Source organism: Pirellulales bacterium (assembly GCA_035533075.1).
Taxonomy (GTDB): domain Bacteria; phylum Planctomycetota; class Planctomycetia; order Pirellulales; family JAICIG01; genus DASSFG01.
Genome location: DATLUO010000272.1, coordinates 1 through 16,044 on the forward strand (window position 1 = coordinate 1; position 16,044 = coordinate 16,044).

Genomic DNA, 16,044 nt, shown 5'->3' on the forward strand with positions numbered 1-16,044 from the left:
CCCCCCCCCCACCGCGAACGCCTCACTCCGTCCGTCAAGGCACTACCGGCAGCAGCACGCGCGAGGCGAGCTTCCCGGAGCGATAGAGCCGCTGCGTCGCCCGCCGGAAGTCAGCGGGCTGCGCGTGGTAGATGTCGACAAACTGCTGTGGGTTGCGGTCGACGAGCGGAAACCAGGTGCTTTGCACCTGCAACATCAGGCGGTGCCCGCTGCGGAATGTGTGATAGGCGTCCTGCAGCGTGAAGGCGACGAGCGTAGGCTCGCCCGGTGCAAACGCTTCAGGCCGCTCGAGGCTGTTGCGGAATCTCCCCCGCATCACATCTCCGCGAACGAGCTGCTGATAGCCGCCCATGCGGACGCCCGCCGGGTTGGGATTCGGATCGGGGTAGTCGTCGGGATAGACGTCGACCAGCTTCACGATCCAGTCGCTGTCGGTGCCGCTGGTCGATACGTGCAGCTCTGCCCGGAGCGGGCCGGCGATCATCACGTCCTCCTCCAACACGTCCGTCTGATAGACCAGCACGTCGGGCCGCCGCGCGGCAAACCGCTGGTCGGCAATCATATACTCGGCAGCCATGCCGATCGTGATCTGGTCGATGAACGGCACCGGCCGGTCGGGGTCGCTCGGGTATTCGTCGTAGGCCGGGCCGTTCTCTTCCGGCGGCCCGAACGACAGCCTTCCGCCGGCGCAAAAATAAAGCGGCTTCGGTTGCGTCGCCGCCGGAGGCCAACGCTCGTGCTTGCGCCATCGGTTCGTGCCGGTCTCGAACACCCAGGCTTCCGGTGGCTTGAAATCCCCCTTGCCTTTCAGGTGAAACTCGAAGAACGGCAACTCGATCTTCTCGCGGTAAAACCCCGACACCTTCGAGTTGAACGCAACGTCGCCCAGCTTGGAGCCGTCGTCGCCGTTCCAACCGCCGTGCCGCCAGGGTCCCATCACCAGCATGTTGGCGGCGTCGGGGCTGCTTCGCTCGACCTGCTTGTACGTCTCCAGCGCTCCGAACAGGTTCTCGGCGTCGAACCAGCCGCCCACGGTCATCACGGCCGGGCGGATGTTCTTCAAGTGCGGACGCAGGTTGCGGGCCTTCCAAAAGTCGTCGTAGACGCCGTGTTGCATGGCCTCGTTCCAGAACGCCACCTGATCTTCGAAATACTTGGCGTTCGCGTCGGCCAGCGTGCCAAGTCGCAGGAAGAAGTCGTAGCCGTCGGGCGTGTCGTGCTCGAACCGCGACCGTTGCTTCTTGATCGGCTCTGGCCGCGGGCGGCCGAAGTTCGACATGAAGTTGAACAGGTGCGTCAGAAACAGGGCGCCGTTGTGGTGCCAGTCGTCGCCGACGAACCAATCGGTGACGGGTGCTTGCGGCGAGGCGGCCCGCAGTGCCGGATGGGCGTCGATCATGCCGGCCGCCGTGTAAAAGCCTGGATAAGAAATGCCCCACATGCCGACTTTGCCGTTGTGGTTCGGAACGTGCCGGGTCAACCATTCGATGGTGTCCCAGGTATCGCTGCTTTCGTCGATGTCGGCCGGTCCGTTCTTTTCCGGCAGGCAGGGCCGCATGTTGACGAACTCCCCTTCCGACATCCACCGTCCGCGCACGTCTTGATAGGCGAAGATGTAGCCTTCCTTGCCGAACAGCGGCGACGGGCCGAGGTCGCCTTTGTATTGGTCGGCGCCGTAGGGACCGCTGCTGTAGGGCGTCCGCATGAGCAGAATGGGCCAGGCTTGCGTGTCGTCCTTCGGCACGTAGACGGCGGTAAACAGCCGCTTGCCGTCGCGCATCGGGATGCGGTATTCATATTTCGTGTAGTTCGCTTTGACGTGCTCCGGCCCTTGTGCGGCGGCGACGCCGGCCGATGCGATCGGCAACAAAAGCAGCGGGAAAACAAACGCGGGCAGTCGAACTCTCAGGGGCATCGAGGAAGTCTCCGGTTAGTCCAAAGGTGTGCGTCTCGCCGGTTCGTCGGCAGTGGACATCTATTATTCACTGCCCGGCCGTGGATTGCACGGGGCCCGTCGCCGTCGTTGTTCTACACTTCTCGCGCGTCAGCCGCGTAGCGGCGAGATAGTATAGCCGTGGGCGCAAGCCCACGGGACCAATGGGGTAGGTCAGATAAGCCGCGTAGCGGCGACAGAGGTAGGTAGCGCACCACGCGCTCTGTCGCCGCTACGCGGCTGCGCGGACCGTTCGCGTTCCTCTTCCGAGGGCTTGCGCCCACGGCTAAACTCCACCGTCCCTACGGGACTGGGGAACGCAACGGCCGCGCCGGGGCCTCGGACTTGTGTAGAACAACAAGGCCCGTCGCCCCAGCGGATCGCGGTGTCGTTCACCAATCTTCGCACGCCAGTTCCGGTGGGGCCAGCTCGCGCAGCCTGGTTGCCTCGTCGAGCAGCTTTTTTCGCACCGGTTCTAGGGAGGCGGGCAGGCTTCCCTCGGGCAGCTTCGCCAACACCCGCAGCGCTTGGGCCGGGCGACGCTCGTTGCGCACCAAGACCTGCCCCAGCTTGAGACGCACGCGGGCGGCGTCGGGAAAGTGCGCCAGGTGGCTCACCATCAACTCGATCGACTCCGGCCAGGCCTCGGTCTCGAGCAGCTTCGCGATGAGCTGGCGCGAATCGGGCTCCGGGAGCTGCCAACCTTCGATCGTCGGCGACATCTTCTTGTTCAACGCGTAAGCGCCGCGGGCGTGCCCTTCGCCGAGCAGCCTTTGAATTTCAGCCAGCGCAGCGGCCCGCTTCGCGCCGGCTTGTTGGCCCGCGGTGCGCGCGTCGGCCTTGGTTTTGGACTTTCGCTTTTTGCGTTTCTTGACCTTTTCTCCCTCTCGGCCGGCGAACACGGCATAAAGGTCCCAGCCTTCACAATCGACCCGGTCCGACTTGAGCAACCAAGTGGCGGCGACGAAGCCGAGTGCCGCGCCGGAAAGGTGCAAAACGCTCGGTCCCCAGCCGAAACCGTCCAAAGCGGCGGTGGCGATCTCGATGCCGAGATAGATCGCGGCCATCGCCAAAATCGAAATCTCGAAGCTGATCGGCCTGAACCCGACGATCAAAATGCAGCTCAAATCGTTGCGCGGCGCCCAGACCATGGCCATTGCCAGCAGGCCGTAGATGGCGGCCGAGGCACCGAGCGATCCGCCACCGTCGGCGCCGAGCATGCAGAGTTGTTCCAGCGCCGACTGGACGACGCCGATTCCCAGGTAAACCGCAGTGAACCGCCACCAGCCGAGTTTGCCCTCGACCACCAGCCCGAAGGCCCACAGAAACACCATATTGCCCAGCAGATGGAAGAATCCCGCGTGCAGGAAACTGGAAGTGAGCCATTGGAGCGGGTGCAGCCCGTCGCCGTAGGCCAGCATCCACGGTTCGACCTGTTCCTCAGGCACACCGCTGGCCCAGAGTGTCATGAACACGACGGTGTTGATCACGATCAGTCCGCCGGTGGCCCAAGGCGGATGATAAATCGGCGCGTCGGTATTCCAGGGAATGAGCACGCGGGGATTCTTGCAGCGTGAGTGCCAAAGGGACGGGTTCCATCTGCCTCGACATAATACTAATTGGCGCGGCGGGCGGTCACAACGGGCGGCCCCAGGGCCAACTCGCCGGATCCTGCCGGTAGAAGTCGCGCAGGATGGCGTACAGTTCGGGGTGGCGTTCTCGCAGCACGACCGGCCGCTCAAAAAAACATTCGGTGGCCACCGCGAAGAACTCCGCCCGGCTCGACGCGCCGTATTCATTCAAGAGCGTGGCGCGTCCCTGGCGTGACGCCCGCACCAGCCGGTGGTATTCTTTTTCGACGACCCGCTCCCATTGCCTTTCCTGCCCGTGCTCCAAAGGGGGCGTGCCGTCCATGCCGCCGTCGAGATCGTCGAGGTGATGGGCAAATTCGTGAAACACCAGGTTCCCGCCCTCTTCGTCGGCCAGACCTTGTGTGTTTTTCCAGGAGAGTACGATCGGCCCTCGATGCCAGGCTTCGCCATAGACCGGGTAGCCGTTGTGGACCAGGCCGTCTCGGTCGCCGGGCGGGTGGAGGTAGGTGTCGGGGTAGATCAGCACCGACTGGATCTGATCGTAGTGATATTCATAGTCGATGCCGAGCACGAGCAAGCAGGCCTGGGCGGCGATCGTCACTTTCATCTCATCATCGACGACGAGACCGCCGCACCCCAGCCAGTTTTTCTCCGCCACGAACACTTGGACTCGTTGCCGCAGTTTCGCTTGTTCCGGCGGCGTCAGCAGCCGGTACTGAACCACGTTGCGGTTCAGGTGCGCAAGCCAGTCCGCGGGAAACGGGCTGGCAAGAATCCGCTTGCGGCGGCGGCGTTTGAGCCAAGAGAAGATCATCGAGGCGTCCTTCGCGTATGCGAGCTCGCCTCGCGCGGATAGCACGTGGCAACGTGTAACAGATCGCCGTCCTGCCGCTCACTTCTGCGCCACATGGCCGAAACTTAGCGGATCGCGAGGATCGATTGCGGGGATCACCGTCTGGAAACGGCCGGCATCGCATAGAGAGATGTTCGCGACATCAACCGGCGGACTGTTGGCCGACGGCGGCAGCACACGCGATTCGTCACGCCGAGCACTGCAAATTGTCAAGGCCCAACGAGGAATGATGAACCACCTTTCTCCGCCGCGGGGTTGAGCACGACCTCCTGCACGGCGTCCTCCTGCACGGCGTCGCGACCATCCGGCGCGTGCCGCGCCGCCTCACCGCGGTAATAGTCGGTTTGCAAACGGAGAGTGGGACCGGGGCTGAACAGTCGGCTCTCGCTCAACCCCCATTTCCAGAGGCGATAGGCGATACTCGTCTTCAACACGCCCAGACCATACACCACCGAGCGGCGGAAGCTGATCGAGCTGGCTTCGGTAAAATACTTGGTCGGGCAACTCACTTCGCCCACGTTCAAGCCGAAGGCGATGGCTTGCGTCAGCATCTGATTATCGAACACGAAGTCATCGGAGTTCGCCAGCAGGGGCAACGTCGTCAGCGCCTTGCGCGAAAAGGCCCGGTAACCGGTGTGGTACTCCGAGAGCTTGGCTCCCAGCAGGATATTTTGAAACAGGGTCAGCAGGCGGTTGAAGACGTACTTGTAGAGCGGCATTCCGCCGCGCAGCGCCGTGCCGCCGAGCACGCGCGAACCAAGCACGACGTCGTAGATGCCGGAGGCCACCATGCCCGACATCGCCGAAATCAGCCGCGGATCATACTGGTAATCGGGGTGCAGCATCACGACGATATCGGCCCCCAGGGCCAGTGCTTCGCGATAGCAGGTCTTTTGATTGGCGCCATAGCCGAGGTTCCGCTGATGGACGAAGACGTGCATTCCCAGGTCGCGTGCCAACTGGCTGGTTTCGTCGGTGCTGGCGTCGTCGACCAGCACCAGCTCGTCTACGATGTCGAGCGGAATATCGGCGTAGGTCTGCTTGAGCGTTCTGGCGGCCTTGTAGGCCGGCAGCACGACAATGATTTTTTTCTGGTGCAGCATCAGTTCCGAAACGGCGAATTCGTTGGTCAAAACCCAGAGCCGGTTTAATTATGATCGAGCGCCAGCGACGCTGCCAAGGGCACTAACCCAATCCTGACCCAAATCCGTTCGCCACGGCAAGACCGGCACCGACAAATCCGTTAATGCCGTCGCCCTTTGCCGATGCGGTGAAACCCGTCGCATTTGCCCGACCCATCTGTTATCTTGATACTCGCGGCGCGCGTGCCGCCCCCGCCTGACAATTTGTCCTGCCAAGGAGCCTTTTCATGTCGTCTTCGCCCTCCACGAACCATCAAGCCAAGGCCGCCAACGCCGTCCCTTCGCGTCGCGATTTTCTCAAGCAGTCGAGTGCCGCCGTGGTCGGCGGGGCGCTGGCCGGAACGCTCAGCGTTGCCCGCAGCGCGCATGGCGGCGTCGACGATACGCTCAAGGTTGGCCTGATCGGCTGCGGCAACCGGGGCACCGGGGCGGCCAAGAACGCGCTGTTGGCCGATAAGAACGTCAAGCTCACCGCCCTGGGCGACACCTTCGCCGACCGCATCGCCTATAGCCTCGACGCGCTGAAGAAGGAAGTGCCGGAAGATAAAATCGCCGTTGCCGACGACCATTGCTTCGTCGGCTTCGACGCCTATCAGAAGGTGCTCGACAGCGGCGTCGATGTGGTGCTGCTCTGCACGCCGCCCCACTTTCGCCCGGCCCACTTCAAGGCCGCCGTGGCGGCCGGCAAGCACATCTTCGCCGAGAAGCCCGTAGCCGTCGACGCGCCCGGCGTGCGCAGCGTGCTGGCCACGGCCGAAGAAGCCCGCAAGAAAGGGCTGTCGGTCGTGTCGGGCCTCTGCTGGCGCTATCACCAGCCCAAGCGCGAGGTGATCGGGCGGATTCACGACGGCGCCATCGGCGACGTGGTGGCGATGCAGGTCAACTACAACACCGGCGGCCTGTGGGTCAAGCCCCGGCAACCAAACTGGAGCGACATGGAATGGCAGATCCGGAACTGGCTCTACTTCACCTGGCTGTCGGGCGACCACAACGTCGAGCAGCACATTCACAGCCTCGACAAGGCGGCCTGGGTGATGAAAGACGAGCCGCCGGTCAAAGCCACCGGGCTGGGCGGCCGGCAGGTGCGCACGCAGCCGGAGTACGGCAACATCTTCGATCATCACGCGGTGGTTTATGAATATGCCAACGGCGTCAAGCTGTTCGCCTTCTGCCGGCAGCAAGACCATTGCAGCAGCGACGTGAACGACTACATCCTGGGCAGCAAGGGCAAGGTCGACGTGATGGCCCACAACATCACGGGCGAAACGCCTTGGCGTTATCGCGGGCCGCAGCCCAACATGTATCAGGTCGAGCACGACGAACTGTTTGCCAGCATCCGCTCCGGCCAGCCGCTCGACAACAGCCTCTACATGGCCCGCAGCACGATGCTGGCCATCCTGGGCCGCATGGCGACCTACACCGGGCAAACGATCACTTGGGAGCAGGCGATGAACTCGCAAGAAGACCTGACGCCGCCGGCCTACGATTGGACCTCGCTGCCGGTGGCCTCGGTCGCCTTGCCCGGCGTGACGAAGTTCGTTTAGCCGCCATGCTGGCCAGGCCGTGTCGGGCGCCGTGGAAGTTGCCGGAAAGTACGAGTGCTTGAACGGGACGGCCTGGGAAGACCATCCTCCGCATCCGACATGCTATGAAACATTCCCTTCGCACGCTGGCCGTTCTGCTCCTGTTGTCGCCGCTGCTCCGCGCCGCCGATGCCGTTCCAGCGCGGCCGAACATCCTCATCATCTTCCCCGACCAAATGCGGGCCAGCGCCATGGCCTGCGACGGCAACGCGGACGTCAAGACGCCCAACATCGACCGGCTGGCCGCCGAAGGGGTCCGTTTCCATCGCACCTATGCCAACGTTCCGGTCTGTTGCCCGGCACGCGCGACGCTGCTCACCGGAACCTATCCGCACGTCAACGGCATGTTGGCGAACGACCTGCGGCTACGGGAAGACCAGGTCACCTTGGCCGAAATCCTGCGCGGCGCCGGCTATCGCACCGGCTTCGTCGGCAAGTGGCACTTGGACGGCGGCCCGCGCGATCCGGGCTTCGTGCCGCCGGGGCCGCGCCGCCAGGGTTTCGAGTTTTGGGCGGCCTATGAATGCCATCACCGGCACTTTCGCCCCACCTATTTCCGCGACACGCCCGAACCAATCACCGTGCAAAAGTTCGAGCCGGAAGCGTCGTGCGACTTCGCCGTCGAGTTCCTCCGTTCGCAGCCAAAGGACCAGCCGTTCTTTCTGACCGTGCAGATGGGCCCGCCGCACGATCCTTACGGCGCGCCGGAGGAATACATGCGACAGTACCTGCCGGAACGGATCACGCCGCCCGAAAATTGGCGGCCGGGGAGCGAAGCCAGCAGGCCGCCGCCCCAAAACCGTCCGCTCGGCGCTGCGTTCGTGCCCTATGTGCCGGCGGGCGGACGCGAGGAAATCGCGGCCTATTACGCGGCGGTGACGGCGGTCGACGACCAGGTCGGCCGGCTGCTGCGAACGCTCCGCGAGCAGGGGATGGACGACAACACGATCGTACTCTTCACCTCCGACCACGGCGACATGCTCGGCTCGCACGGGTTGCGGCGGAAGCGGAAGCCCTACGACGAATCGGCCCGAATTCCCGGCATCGTCCGCTGGCCGGCCCGCATCGGCCAGGGCCGCGTGGTCGAGACGCTGTTCAGCCACGTCGACATGGCCCCCACGTTGCTGGCTCTGGCGGGGGCCGACGTGCCGCCGAACATGCAGGGGACGGACCTGTCGCGCGTGGCCCTGGGTGAAACGACCGATGGCCCCCAGGCGGTGCTCTTGCAGATGTTCGTGCCCTTCAACCCGGACCAGGTGAGCAGGCCCTGGCGCGGCATCGTCACCGCCGATGACACCTACGCACGCTTCGAGGACGAGGCGTGGGTGCTGTTCGACCGTCAACACGATCCCTCCGAGCTGCACAATCTTGTCGGCGACGAGGCCCACGCGGAGTTGCAGCGCACGCTCGATCGGCAGCTTGCCGCGTTGATGAAGAAGCAGGGCGACTCGTGGAGTTTCAATTCCTCCGAGCTTGTGGAAGAAGGCGGCCGGCTTTACCGTCACGCGACCTTTTACACGATCGACGAATACCGTGCCTGGGCCAAGGCCCGGCGGGATGCCGCGAAGTGAACGTACACTTGCCTGCCAATTTACAATCGTCTCTGAAACTTACCTTCGGAATAAGCACCATGACCCATCGCTTTGCTCGCTTTTCATCGGCCCTGTTTACCGTGCTCGCGCTGGCCGCCCCGGGCCAGGCGGCGCCGGCGGACGACTCCTTTTTCCGGCGCGATGGCGGCGCCGCCGAGGACGGGCAAAAGCTGCCTGGCCGGCTCGATGAAAGCACCCAGAAATGGCGCACGCCGCTGGCTTCCGGGCACTCCACGCCGTGCGTCTACGGCGATGCGATCTATGTCACCACGTTCGACGACGGCAAGCTCGCCACTGTGGCCCTCGACCGCGGCACAGGCCGGACGCGGTGGAAGCAAACGGCCCCCGCCACGCGCATCGAAACGTATCACGCCACCAGCAGCCCCGCCGCAGCCACGCCGGCCTGCGACGGCCAGCGGCTGTACGTGTTCTTCGGCAGCTACGGCCTGCTGTGCTACGACCTGGAAGGCAAGCTCGTCTGGTCGCGCGAGCTGGGTCCGTTTCAGGACGAGTTCGGCGCGGCCAGCTCGCCGATTCTCCTCGACGACAAGCTGATCGTCAGCGCCGACCACGATGTTGATAGTTTCATCATGGCCGTCGATCGCCGCACGGGCAAGACGCTCTGGAAGACGGACCGGCCGGACTTCACACGCAGCTATTCCACGCCCGTGGTGGTCACGGTCGACGGCCGCAAGCAGATCGTGGTGGCCGGCGCGTTGCAGCTTGTGGCCTACGACGCCGACGACGGCGAAAAACTATGGTGGGTACACGGGCTGGCCCGCATCGTCAATCCCACCCCCGCTCAGGACCGCGGCCTGCTTTACGTGGCCACGTGGTCGCCGGGCGGCGACACCGATGCCCGCGTGGCGATGGATCCCTGGCCCACCGCCGTCAAGAAATTCGACGCCGACGGCGACGGCAAGCTCACTCAGGAAGAGGTCAACGATCCCGAAGTGCTCGACCGCTTTTTCCGCATCGATCTCGACCAAAACAAGAAACTCGACGAAGCCGAATGGACGAAGTACGCCCGCGTGTTTGAGTTGGCGCAGAACACCTTGTTGGCCATCCGGCCGGGCGGTTCGGGAGATGTGACCGATCAGGCGATCGTCTGGGAATATCGCAAGGGATTGCCTTATGTTCCCAGCCCGCTGGTTTATCGCGGCGTGCTGTACCTGGTGAAGAACGGCGGCATTCTGACCTGTCTCGACGCGGCCAGCGGGCGGCTGCTCAAGCAGCTCCGTTTGCCGTCGAACGAAGGCTACTATGCTTCGCCCGTGGCCGGCGACGGCAAGGTCTATATCGCCAGCGAGCCGGGCGTGGTGACGGTGGTCAACACCGGCTCGGCCACGAGCACGCTGTCGTCGCACGACTTCGGCGAACGCACGATGGCCACGCCCGTGATCGCCGGCGGCGACGTGTATCTTCGCACTGAGAAGGCGCTCTATTGCTTCGCACGCGACACACGCAGTCGTTGACTCGTAGGTTGGGACCAGCGAACGCAAGCGACACGCGTGTCGCGTCTGATGCGATTTCCCCAAGGCGGGACCGAGGCTAGGCCCACGCGCGCAGAACAAAAGCGACACGCGCGTGTCGCTTTTGTTCTGCGCGCCGTGTCCATGTGGCAAGCAACCCGTCCATCCGTTTCGCCGTAAGGCTCTGATATAAATGGAGTTGCGGAGAGCGAACTCCGACGCGTCGTCTTCGGGCGGCGCGGGTCCGCTCACGGAGGGGGCAACTCCGACGCCGACTGCATCACCATGCCGTCGTCGGTCACGACCGTCTGGCTGATGCTTACGCCCAGCATGCCGCTGAGCTCGTCGTCGCTGGGCAAGATCGCCTTGATCTTGTCGAGCAGGGCCTTGCGATCGCCTGGCACGGACGATTTCAACGAGAACTGCAGGCTGGGGCCGACGTGAGCCAGCGGCGCGGCACCGACATTGGTTAGCAGCAGCGATTCGATCAGCGATTCAATGGCCCGGCGTGTCACTTTGGCGTTGGCGCCGGCGTCAGTCAGCTCGTAAAGCAGGCACGGCTGGGGTGCGACCAACGCCCGGCCGCGCTCGACCAGACCGTTGCTGCGCATCGCTTTGTCGCCTACCGGCGGCGTGACCAGCACCGAGAGCAGAGACTCGCTCACCTCCGGGCCAACGCCGACCGCCAGGTAGCCGTTGCCGATAAAGATGCCCACCTGATTGTCGCCCCGCTCGATGCGGCAACCGCTGAAGCCCTGCTCCTCGACCATCTTCAGCCCGCCGGCCGCCCCGCCCTTTGCGAAACGGGCGGCGACTTGCAGCAATTGCTTCCAGATTTGCTCGTTGTCGATCTTGCACACCAGACCCATCCGCTGCACCACTTCGGGTGCCGCCGGCTTGGCGTCGTCGTCGTTTTTAGCCGGCTCTTTGAAGCGCGGCGCGAAGCTGACGGCGGCAAACTGCTCGCCCAGCGACGACAACAAGGTCGGCAGGTCGATCTGCAAAAACGTCTTGGCAGCGGTCTCGATCTGGTCGAACGATTGTCGGCCGGCGTCGCCCGACTGGGCGACGGCCAGTTCCTTGAGGCGGCTGTAGGCCTTGCCCAGCTCGAAGCTGAATTGTTGATAGCTGATGGCGCTGGCCGGCACCCAGGCCGGGGGCTCGGGCGCCAAGGGCGGCTGATCGACCAGCGCCGGCAAGCCGGTCCGCGGAGCGGGCAGCGAGAGAAACAGGCCCTCACGCAGCGCCCCGCCGTCGAGGGTCGCGCGCAGGGCCAGCGGTCCCACTCCGCCGGCGCCGAGCAGCTCGAGCATCTGCTTGACCTTGGCGGGGTCGTCGGCCAAGTCGGCCAATTTCATGAGCGGCCTGGGATCGCCGAGCAATTCGACGAGCGGCACGCCGCCCGGCAGGGCCGCTTCGAGGCCGGGCGTTTCCAGCAGCCGGCGCGGGCCTTCGATCGGAGAACCGTCGTGCGCCGAAAGGAACCGGCCGAAGACCTGGGTCGCTTCTTCCAGTCCGGTCAGCGCGTCCCAATCGATCGCCTCGCGCTCGGAGTCGTTTTTCTTCTTCGTCTCGCCGCTCGACTGCGGCACGGTGCTGGCCCACAACAGGCGTCCGCCCAGCCGCGCCACGAATACGTGAATGCGATCGATGTCGACCTGCTTCGCGTTGTTCAGACGCTCCTGGAATTTGTCGGCGTCTTGCTGAAGCTGCGCCTCCGAGGCTTCGCCGTCGTCGACTTCGGGAAGCTGGGGCGTGACCTCGTCGCGAATCGGAATCTCAATGTGCATCACGTCGCGGCCGGCCAACTCCAGGTCTTTGCGTTTCGGCGCATCGGCCGTCCCGTCGGCCAGCTCGGCCAAGAGCGTTTGCACGGCGGTCAGCAGCCGTTGCGAGAGATCTTCGCCCGGTTCCAACCAGCCGAGCAGCACCACCACAGGAGCGCGGCCTTTGCGCGGCTCCAAGGTGAGGGCCACTCCCGCGTCGTTGTGGAACAGGCTTTGCCAATCTTCGGGCTTGAGATCGAAACGGCCCAGTCCTTTACGAAGCTCGTCCCAGTCTTGCGCGATCTGTTCGCGGACAAGTTCGAGCACCCGCTCGATGCGGTCGTGGCTGAGAAGCACGGCGCCCAGCTTGGTTTGCGACCGCAGGGCGTCGATAAACGCCTGGCCGTTGGGAAGCCGCAGCATGAGAGTGGTTTCTTCCGGCAGCGCGGTCCACGACGCCGGCAGCTCGTCGGCCGCCGGACAGATGCTTGCCAAGGCCAGGCAAAAGGTCAGGGCCAGCGGTAGAGCAGTTGTTTTCACGAAGCTTTATCCTTCGGTTCGGGTTTGGCGGCGGTGGCGGGCGTTTGACCCGGTTGCGGTTCGGCCGGCTCGCCCTCGCCGGGTGCCCGATATGGCGGGGCGAGATACGTCGCACCGTTCAGCGGCTGGGCCGCATCATAAAGATAGCTCTCGCGGTGCAGCAGGAAGTCGACCAGCTCGTTGGCGGGAATGCCGAACGCCAGCCCGTCAAACGACGTGGCGCCGGCGCACACGATGCCCACCACCTCGCCGCGCGCGTTGAAGAGCGGGCCACCGCTGTTGCCGGGGTTGATCGAGGCGTCGGTCTGGATCAGCCGCAGGTGGCCGATGGTCCGCGTGGCGGAGCTGACAATGCCTTGCGTCACCGAGCGCTCCAGGCCCAGCGGATTGCCGATGGCGAACACCAGGTCGCCCACGCGCAGATCGTCGGAGTTGTTGATGACGACCGGGTCGGGCAATGCGCCGTTAAGCTCCGTCGCGTCAAGCTGCAGCAAGGCGATGTCGCGCAGCGGCTGCAGCGCCAGGATGCGGGCCTTTTTCAGCTCGTGCTTTTCATAACCCTGCTCCGTGCGGCGGAACAGCGTCACCTGCACCTTGTTCTGGCCCTCGACGACGTGGTAGTTGGTGATCAGGTGCCCGGTCTTGCTGATTAAGAAGCCGCTGCCCGTGCCGGCGGCGGTCTTCACCACCACCACGGCGTCGCCGTAGCGTCGGACGAGTTCGGGTACGTCGGCCGGATCAAGCCGTCCAGTGTGAAAGATGCCATGGTCGCGGCGGGCCTCGTTTTTGCCGGCGGCCTCTTCTCGGCTGACGTCGAGCACGCGATTCTTGGGGATATTGAGCACGTCGAAGCCGAGATCGAGCACGACGCCGTCGTTGCTCTCTCGCAGCAGCGTGGCCGTCACCTTGGCGCCGCCCGCGAGCGTGACCGTCACCTGGTCGCCCGCCTGAGCTGTACCGGCACAAAGGGCTGACAAAAGGGCGCTGCAAACAACGGCAAGTGAGAAGCGCTTCACACATGACACCGGATAACGGTGGGCCGGCGCTCGCAAGCTCGCTGGTCCCACCCTACGCCGGGCCCCGAACGCCCAAAGCCTGATGCCTGACGCCTGACGCCTGATGCCTACCTCACCCATCATTTCACCTCCCGTGCCATATAAAAGAGCAAGCGATCGTGACACAGCAAAGCCGCGTCTTGATGGCCGTCGCCGTCGGCGTTCAACCCGACGATCATGCGCGGCTCTGAAACCAGATTATGCTGCGTGCCACCGTAGGGATACGTCTGATCCTCGAACACCGGCCACGACAGCCGCGGCTCGAGCTTCGCGTCGGTCCGCCCGAGCACCGTAAGTTGGTGCCGGCGGTCGTCGCAAAGCACGACTTCGTCGATGCCGTCGCCGGTCAAATCCGTGATCATGATGCGATGGATGGTCGCTTCCTTCACCCCGCTGGGACGGCCGACGCGGCTGTCGAGACTTTCGATCAGCTTCAATTCCCACGGCCGCCCCCGCGACAGCCGCACCAGGCGGTCTTGATCGACCAGCATCAGGCCCAGCAGCGGATCATCGATCGCGTTGGCGCCGCCGGGCAAACGCACGCTGTCCGTTTCGCGAAAAATGCCGGACTCGTCCGGTTTCAGCTTGTGCAAGAAGGTGCCGCCTTGTTCCATCGCCCAGGCCTGGCCGTCGGCCGTCGGCAGAAAGGCCGCGATGCGCTGCCCGGCCGAAAGCATGATCTGGTCCGAGGGCTGTAAGTCGTCGTCGAGCCATTGCCACACGCCGTCCGTGAGCCGTGCGGCCCGCAATGTCTGATTCATTTCGACCAGCCGGAACTCGTTCAGGTCGGCCTTGGCCAAATTGGCCGGTTCCGAGACGGTGGTCTTGCCGTCGGTCAGCCGGACGAGCTTCGCAGCTTTGGCGAAAGCGTCCTGCACGAGCACCAGGTTTCCGCCCAGCCAGACGACCTTCTCGACTTTAGCGCCTACGGCTGCGAAACGGGTCTTGGCCGCCTCGGCGTCGCCGGGCTTCCAAACATAGAGGTCGAGATCGGGCCCGACGCGCTGCGCCCACCACGCCGTCTTGCCCACACGGTCGAGGGCCAAGATGCGGCGGTCCTTCACGTCGGCCGATTGGGGCAGCAGCTTGGGATAGGTCAGCCGGTTCGCTTCCCAGTGGCTCTCGTAGAGGTCGGCGGCGTCTTTGACCCAGATCAAGAGGGTTCCGGGCTTGGCCGCCGGCGCCTCCAGGCCGCGAATGTTTCCGATGGTCGGAAAGCTCTGCTCGGCCAGCCAGCCTTCGCTCCCCAGCGGCTGCACCCGCAGCCGAGGCCGCAACGGATCGACGGCCACCAGGGCCGGCGCTCCGGCCAGCGACAAGCTGCACCAGGCGACCGTTCCGCCACCGGGCATCGGCACCGCCTCATGCCGGGCGATGTCCTTTTCTTCGCCGCGGGCCAGAACGTATCGCCGCAAAAGACCGTGCTGCGAACCGCCCAAGACCAGCAACTCGGCAGGCTGGCCGGGCAAGGAAAGCACGTCGAACCCATGCACCGTCTGATCGAAAATCGCCTGGGCCGGCAGCAGCTTCCCCTCATGGCACTCGTACCAACGCAACGTTTGCCGGGCCAATTGAGACCATTCCACCAGGTCGAGATCGCCGTCGCCGTCCAGGTCGGCCAGTTTCCACCCCTGCCGGCCTTGGCTTTCCCGCGGACTCAGCCACGCGGCGCGGCTGCCCGCAGTGAGCGTCAATACCTGGATCCCCTGTTCGCAACTTATCAGCAACTCCGGCTTGCCATCGAGCCGCGTGCGCACCAAGAGGCCGTTCTTGGCCACCGGCGAACCGGGCAACAGGTCCCAGGAACCCGCCTTCTTCCACTCGTCGGCGGCGGCCAGCCGGTAGGCCACGATCTTGTTCGACGGGCTGGTAAGGATCACCAGTTCCGGTTTCTGGTCGCCGTCGAGATCGTGGGCGACCGCGTCCCAGGGCAACTCTTCGAGGACGAGCTCCGATTTTTTCCAGTCGGGCGCCAGCGGCAGCTCGTTGGGGCTGTCGTCGATGGCGGCAGGCGGCGCCTCTTTCTCACGCTCGCCCGGCGGCAGCCAGCGGAACAAGTCGAGCCGCGAATCGCGTGTGTTCACGACGATCAACTCCTCGCGTCCTTCGCCGTCGAGATCGGCCGCCAGCATACGGGTCGGACTGCCGTCTTGAGCGGCGACCCGCATGGCCTGCCAACCACGCATCGACTCGTCGCCGGCCGCCGTCGCCGCCAGCAGCACCACCCACGCACCCGACAACATCCACCGCACCACAGGCCTCTCCGTAAAAAACGAGCCGAAGTCGTAGGTCACCCCTGGTCGCTGCGACAAAACGCGGAAATCCACTTATCAATATATCTTGCCCAGAAGGAGTTGTCAGGCGGGAAAACAGGCGTCAGGCGTCAGGCGTCAGGCGTCAGGCTGCTTATCCTGGCGGTGGCTGGGGCAGAGGCTGGCCACGTAACGGTCGAGAATGCTCAAAACCGCCGCGGCCAGCCGATGCCCCGGTAGCGCCACCACCGGGGCATCGCTTGG

Annotated in this window: 10 protein-coding genes; 3 read left to right on the forward strand and 7 right to left on the reverse strand. The window is 64.5% G+C overall.

The features are described 5' to 3' along the window. Positions 1-34: 34 nt before the first annotated feature. From VNH11_33920 to VNH11_33935, 4 genes are all read right to left on the reverse strand, one after another. Entirely contained in the window at positions 35-1,915 is a 1,881-nt protein-coding gene (locus tag VNH11_33920) for a CocE/NonD family hydrolase (GenBank protein ID HVA51389.1), read from the reverse strand. A gap of 410 nt (positions 1,916-2,325) precedes the next feature. Further along, on the reverse strand, positions 2,326-3,489 hold the full coding sequence (locus tag VNH11_33925; protein HVA51390.1) for a rhomboid family intramembrane serine protease: 1,164 nt from the start codon (positions 3,487-3,489) through the stop codon (positions 2,326-2,328). A gap of 79 nt (positions 3,490-3,568) precedes the next feature. Then, entirely contained in the window at positions 3,569-4,339 is a 771-nt protein-coding gene (locus VNH11_33930) for a M90 family metallopeptidase (GenBank protein HVA51391.1), read from the reverse strand. Between the two features lie 248 nt (positions 4,340-4,587). Next, positions 4,588-5,511, reverse strand: a complete 924-nt coding sequence (locus VNH11_33935; protein HVA51392.1) for a glycosyltransferase family 2 protein — start codon at positions 5,509-5,511, stop codon at positions 4,588-4,590. A gap of 236 nt (positions 5,512-5,747) precedes the next feature. Here VNH11_33935 and VNH11_33940 point away from each other — a divergent pair, with 236 nt between their 5' ends. The 3 genes from VNH11_33940 (at position 5,748) to VNH11_33950 (ending at position 10,170) form a co-directional block, all read left to right on the forward strand. Continuing rightward, the gene (locus VNH11_33940) at positions 5,748-7,064 is read left to right on the forward strand and encodes a Gfo/Idh/MocA family oxidoreductase (protein ID HVA51393.1); all 1,317 of its coding nucleotides are present in this window, start codon (positions 5,748-5,750) and stop codon (positions 7,062-7,064) included. A 104-nt stretch (positions 7,065-7,168) separates the two neighbouring features. Next, the gene (locus tag VNH11_33945; protein ID HVA51394.1) at positions 7,169-8,674 is read left to right on the forward strand and encodes a sulfatase; all 1,506 of its coding nucleotides are present in this window, start codon (positions 7,169-7,171) and stop codon (positions 8,672-8,674) included. A 59-nt stretch (positions 8,675-8,733) separates the two neighbouring features. Continuing rightward, positions 8,734-10,170: a PQQ-binding-like beta-propeller repeat protein gene (locus tag VNH11_33950; GenBank protein HVA51395.1), complete on the forward strand. Its 1,437-nt coding sequence runs from the start codon at positions 8,734-8,736 to the stop codon at positions 10,168-10,170. 245 nt (positions 10,171-10,415) lie between these two features. On the opposite strand, the gene VNH11_33955 is transcribed toward VNH11_33950, so the two are convergent. The 3 genes from VNH11_33955 to VNH11_33965 form a co-directional block, all read right to left on the reverse strand. Next, positions 10,416-12,473, reverse strand: a complete 2,058-nt coding sequence (locus VNH11_33955) for a hypothetical protein (protein HVA51396.1) — start codon at positions 12,471-12,473, stop codon at positions 10,416-10,418. Further along, positions 12,470-13,450, reverse strand: coding sequence for a trypsin-like peptidase domain-containing protein (locus VNH11_33960; protein HVA51397.1), 981 nt, complete (start codon positions 13,448-13,450; stop codon positions 12,470-12,472). Before VNH11_33960 ends, VNH11_33955 begins: the two co-directional genes overlap by 4 nt. A gap of 158 nt (positions 13,451-13,608) precedes the next feature. Further along, complete coding sequence (locus VNH11_33965) at positions 13,609-15,840, reverse strand: hypothetical protein (protein HVA51398.1); 2,232 nt, start codon at positions 15,838-15,840, stop codon at positions 13,609-13,611. Between the last annotated feature and the right edge of the window lie 204 nt (positions 15,841-16,044).

What these genes read in the sequence shown, in the direction of transcription:
- VNH11_33920 (HVA51389.1), bottom strand. Translation starts at nt 1,915, where the DNA reads ATGCCCCTGAGAGTTCGACTGCCCGCGTTTGTTTTCCCGCTGCTTTTG.
- VNH11_33930 (HVA51391.1), bottom strand. Translation starts at nt 4,339, where the DNA reads ATGATCTTCTCTTGGCTCAAACGCCGCCGCCGCAAGCGGATTCTTGCC.
- VNH11_33940 (HVA51393.1), top strand. Translation starts at nt 5,748, where the DNA reads ATGTCGTCTTCGCCCTCCACGAACCATCAAGCCAAGGCCGCCAACGCC.
- VNH11_33945 (HVA51394.1), top strand. Translation starts at nt 7,169, where the DNA reads ATGAAACATTCCCTTCGCACGCTGGCCGTTCTGCTCCTGTTGTCGCCG.
- VNH11_33950 (HVA51395.1), top strand. Translation starts at nt 8,734, where the DNA reads ATGACCCATCGCTTTGCTCGCTTTTCATCGGCCCTGTTTACCGTGCTC.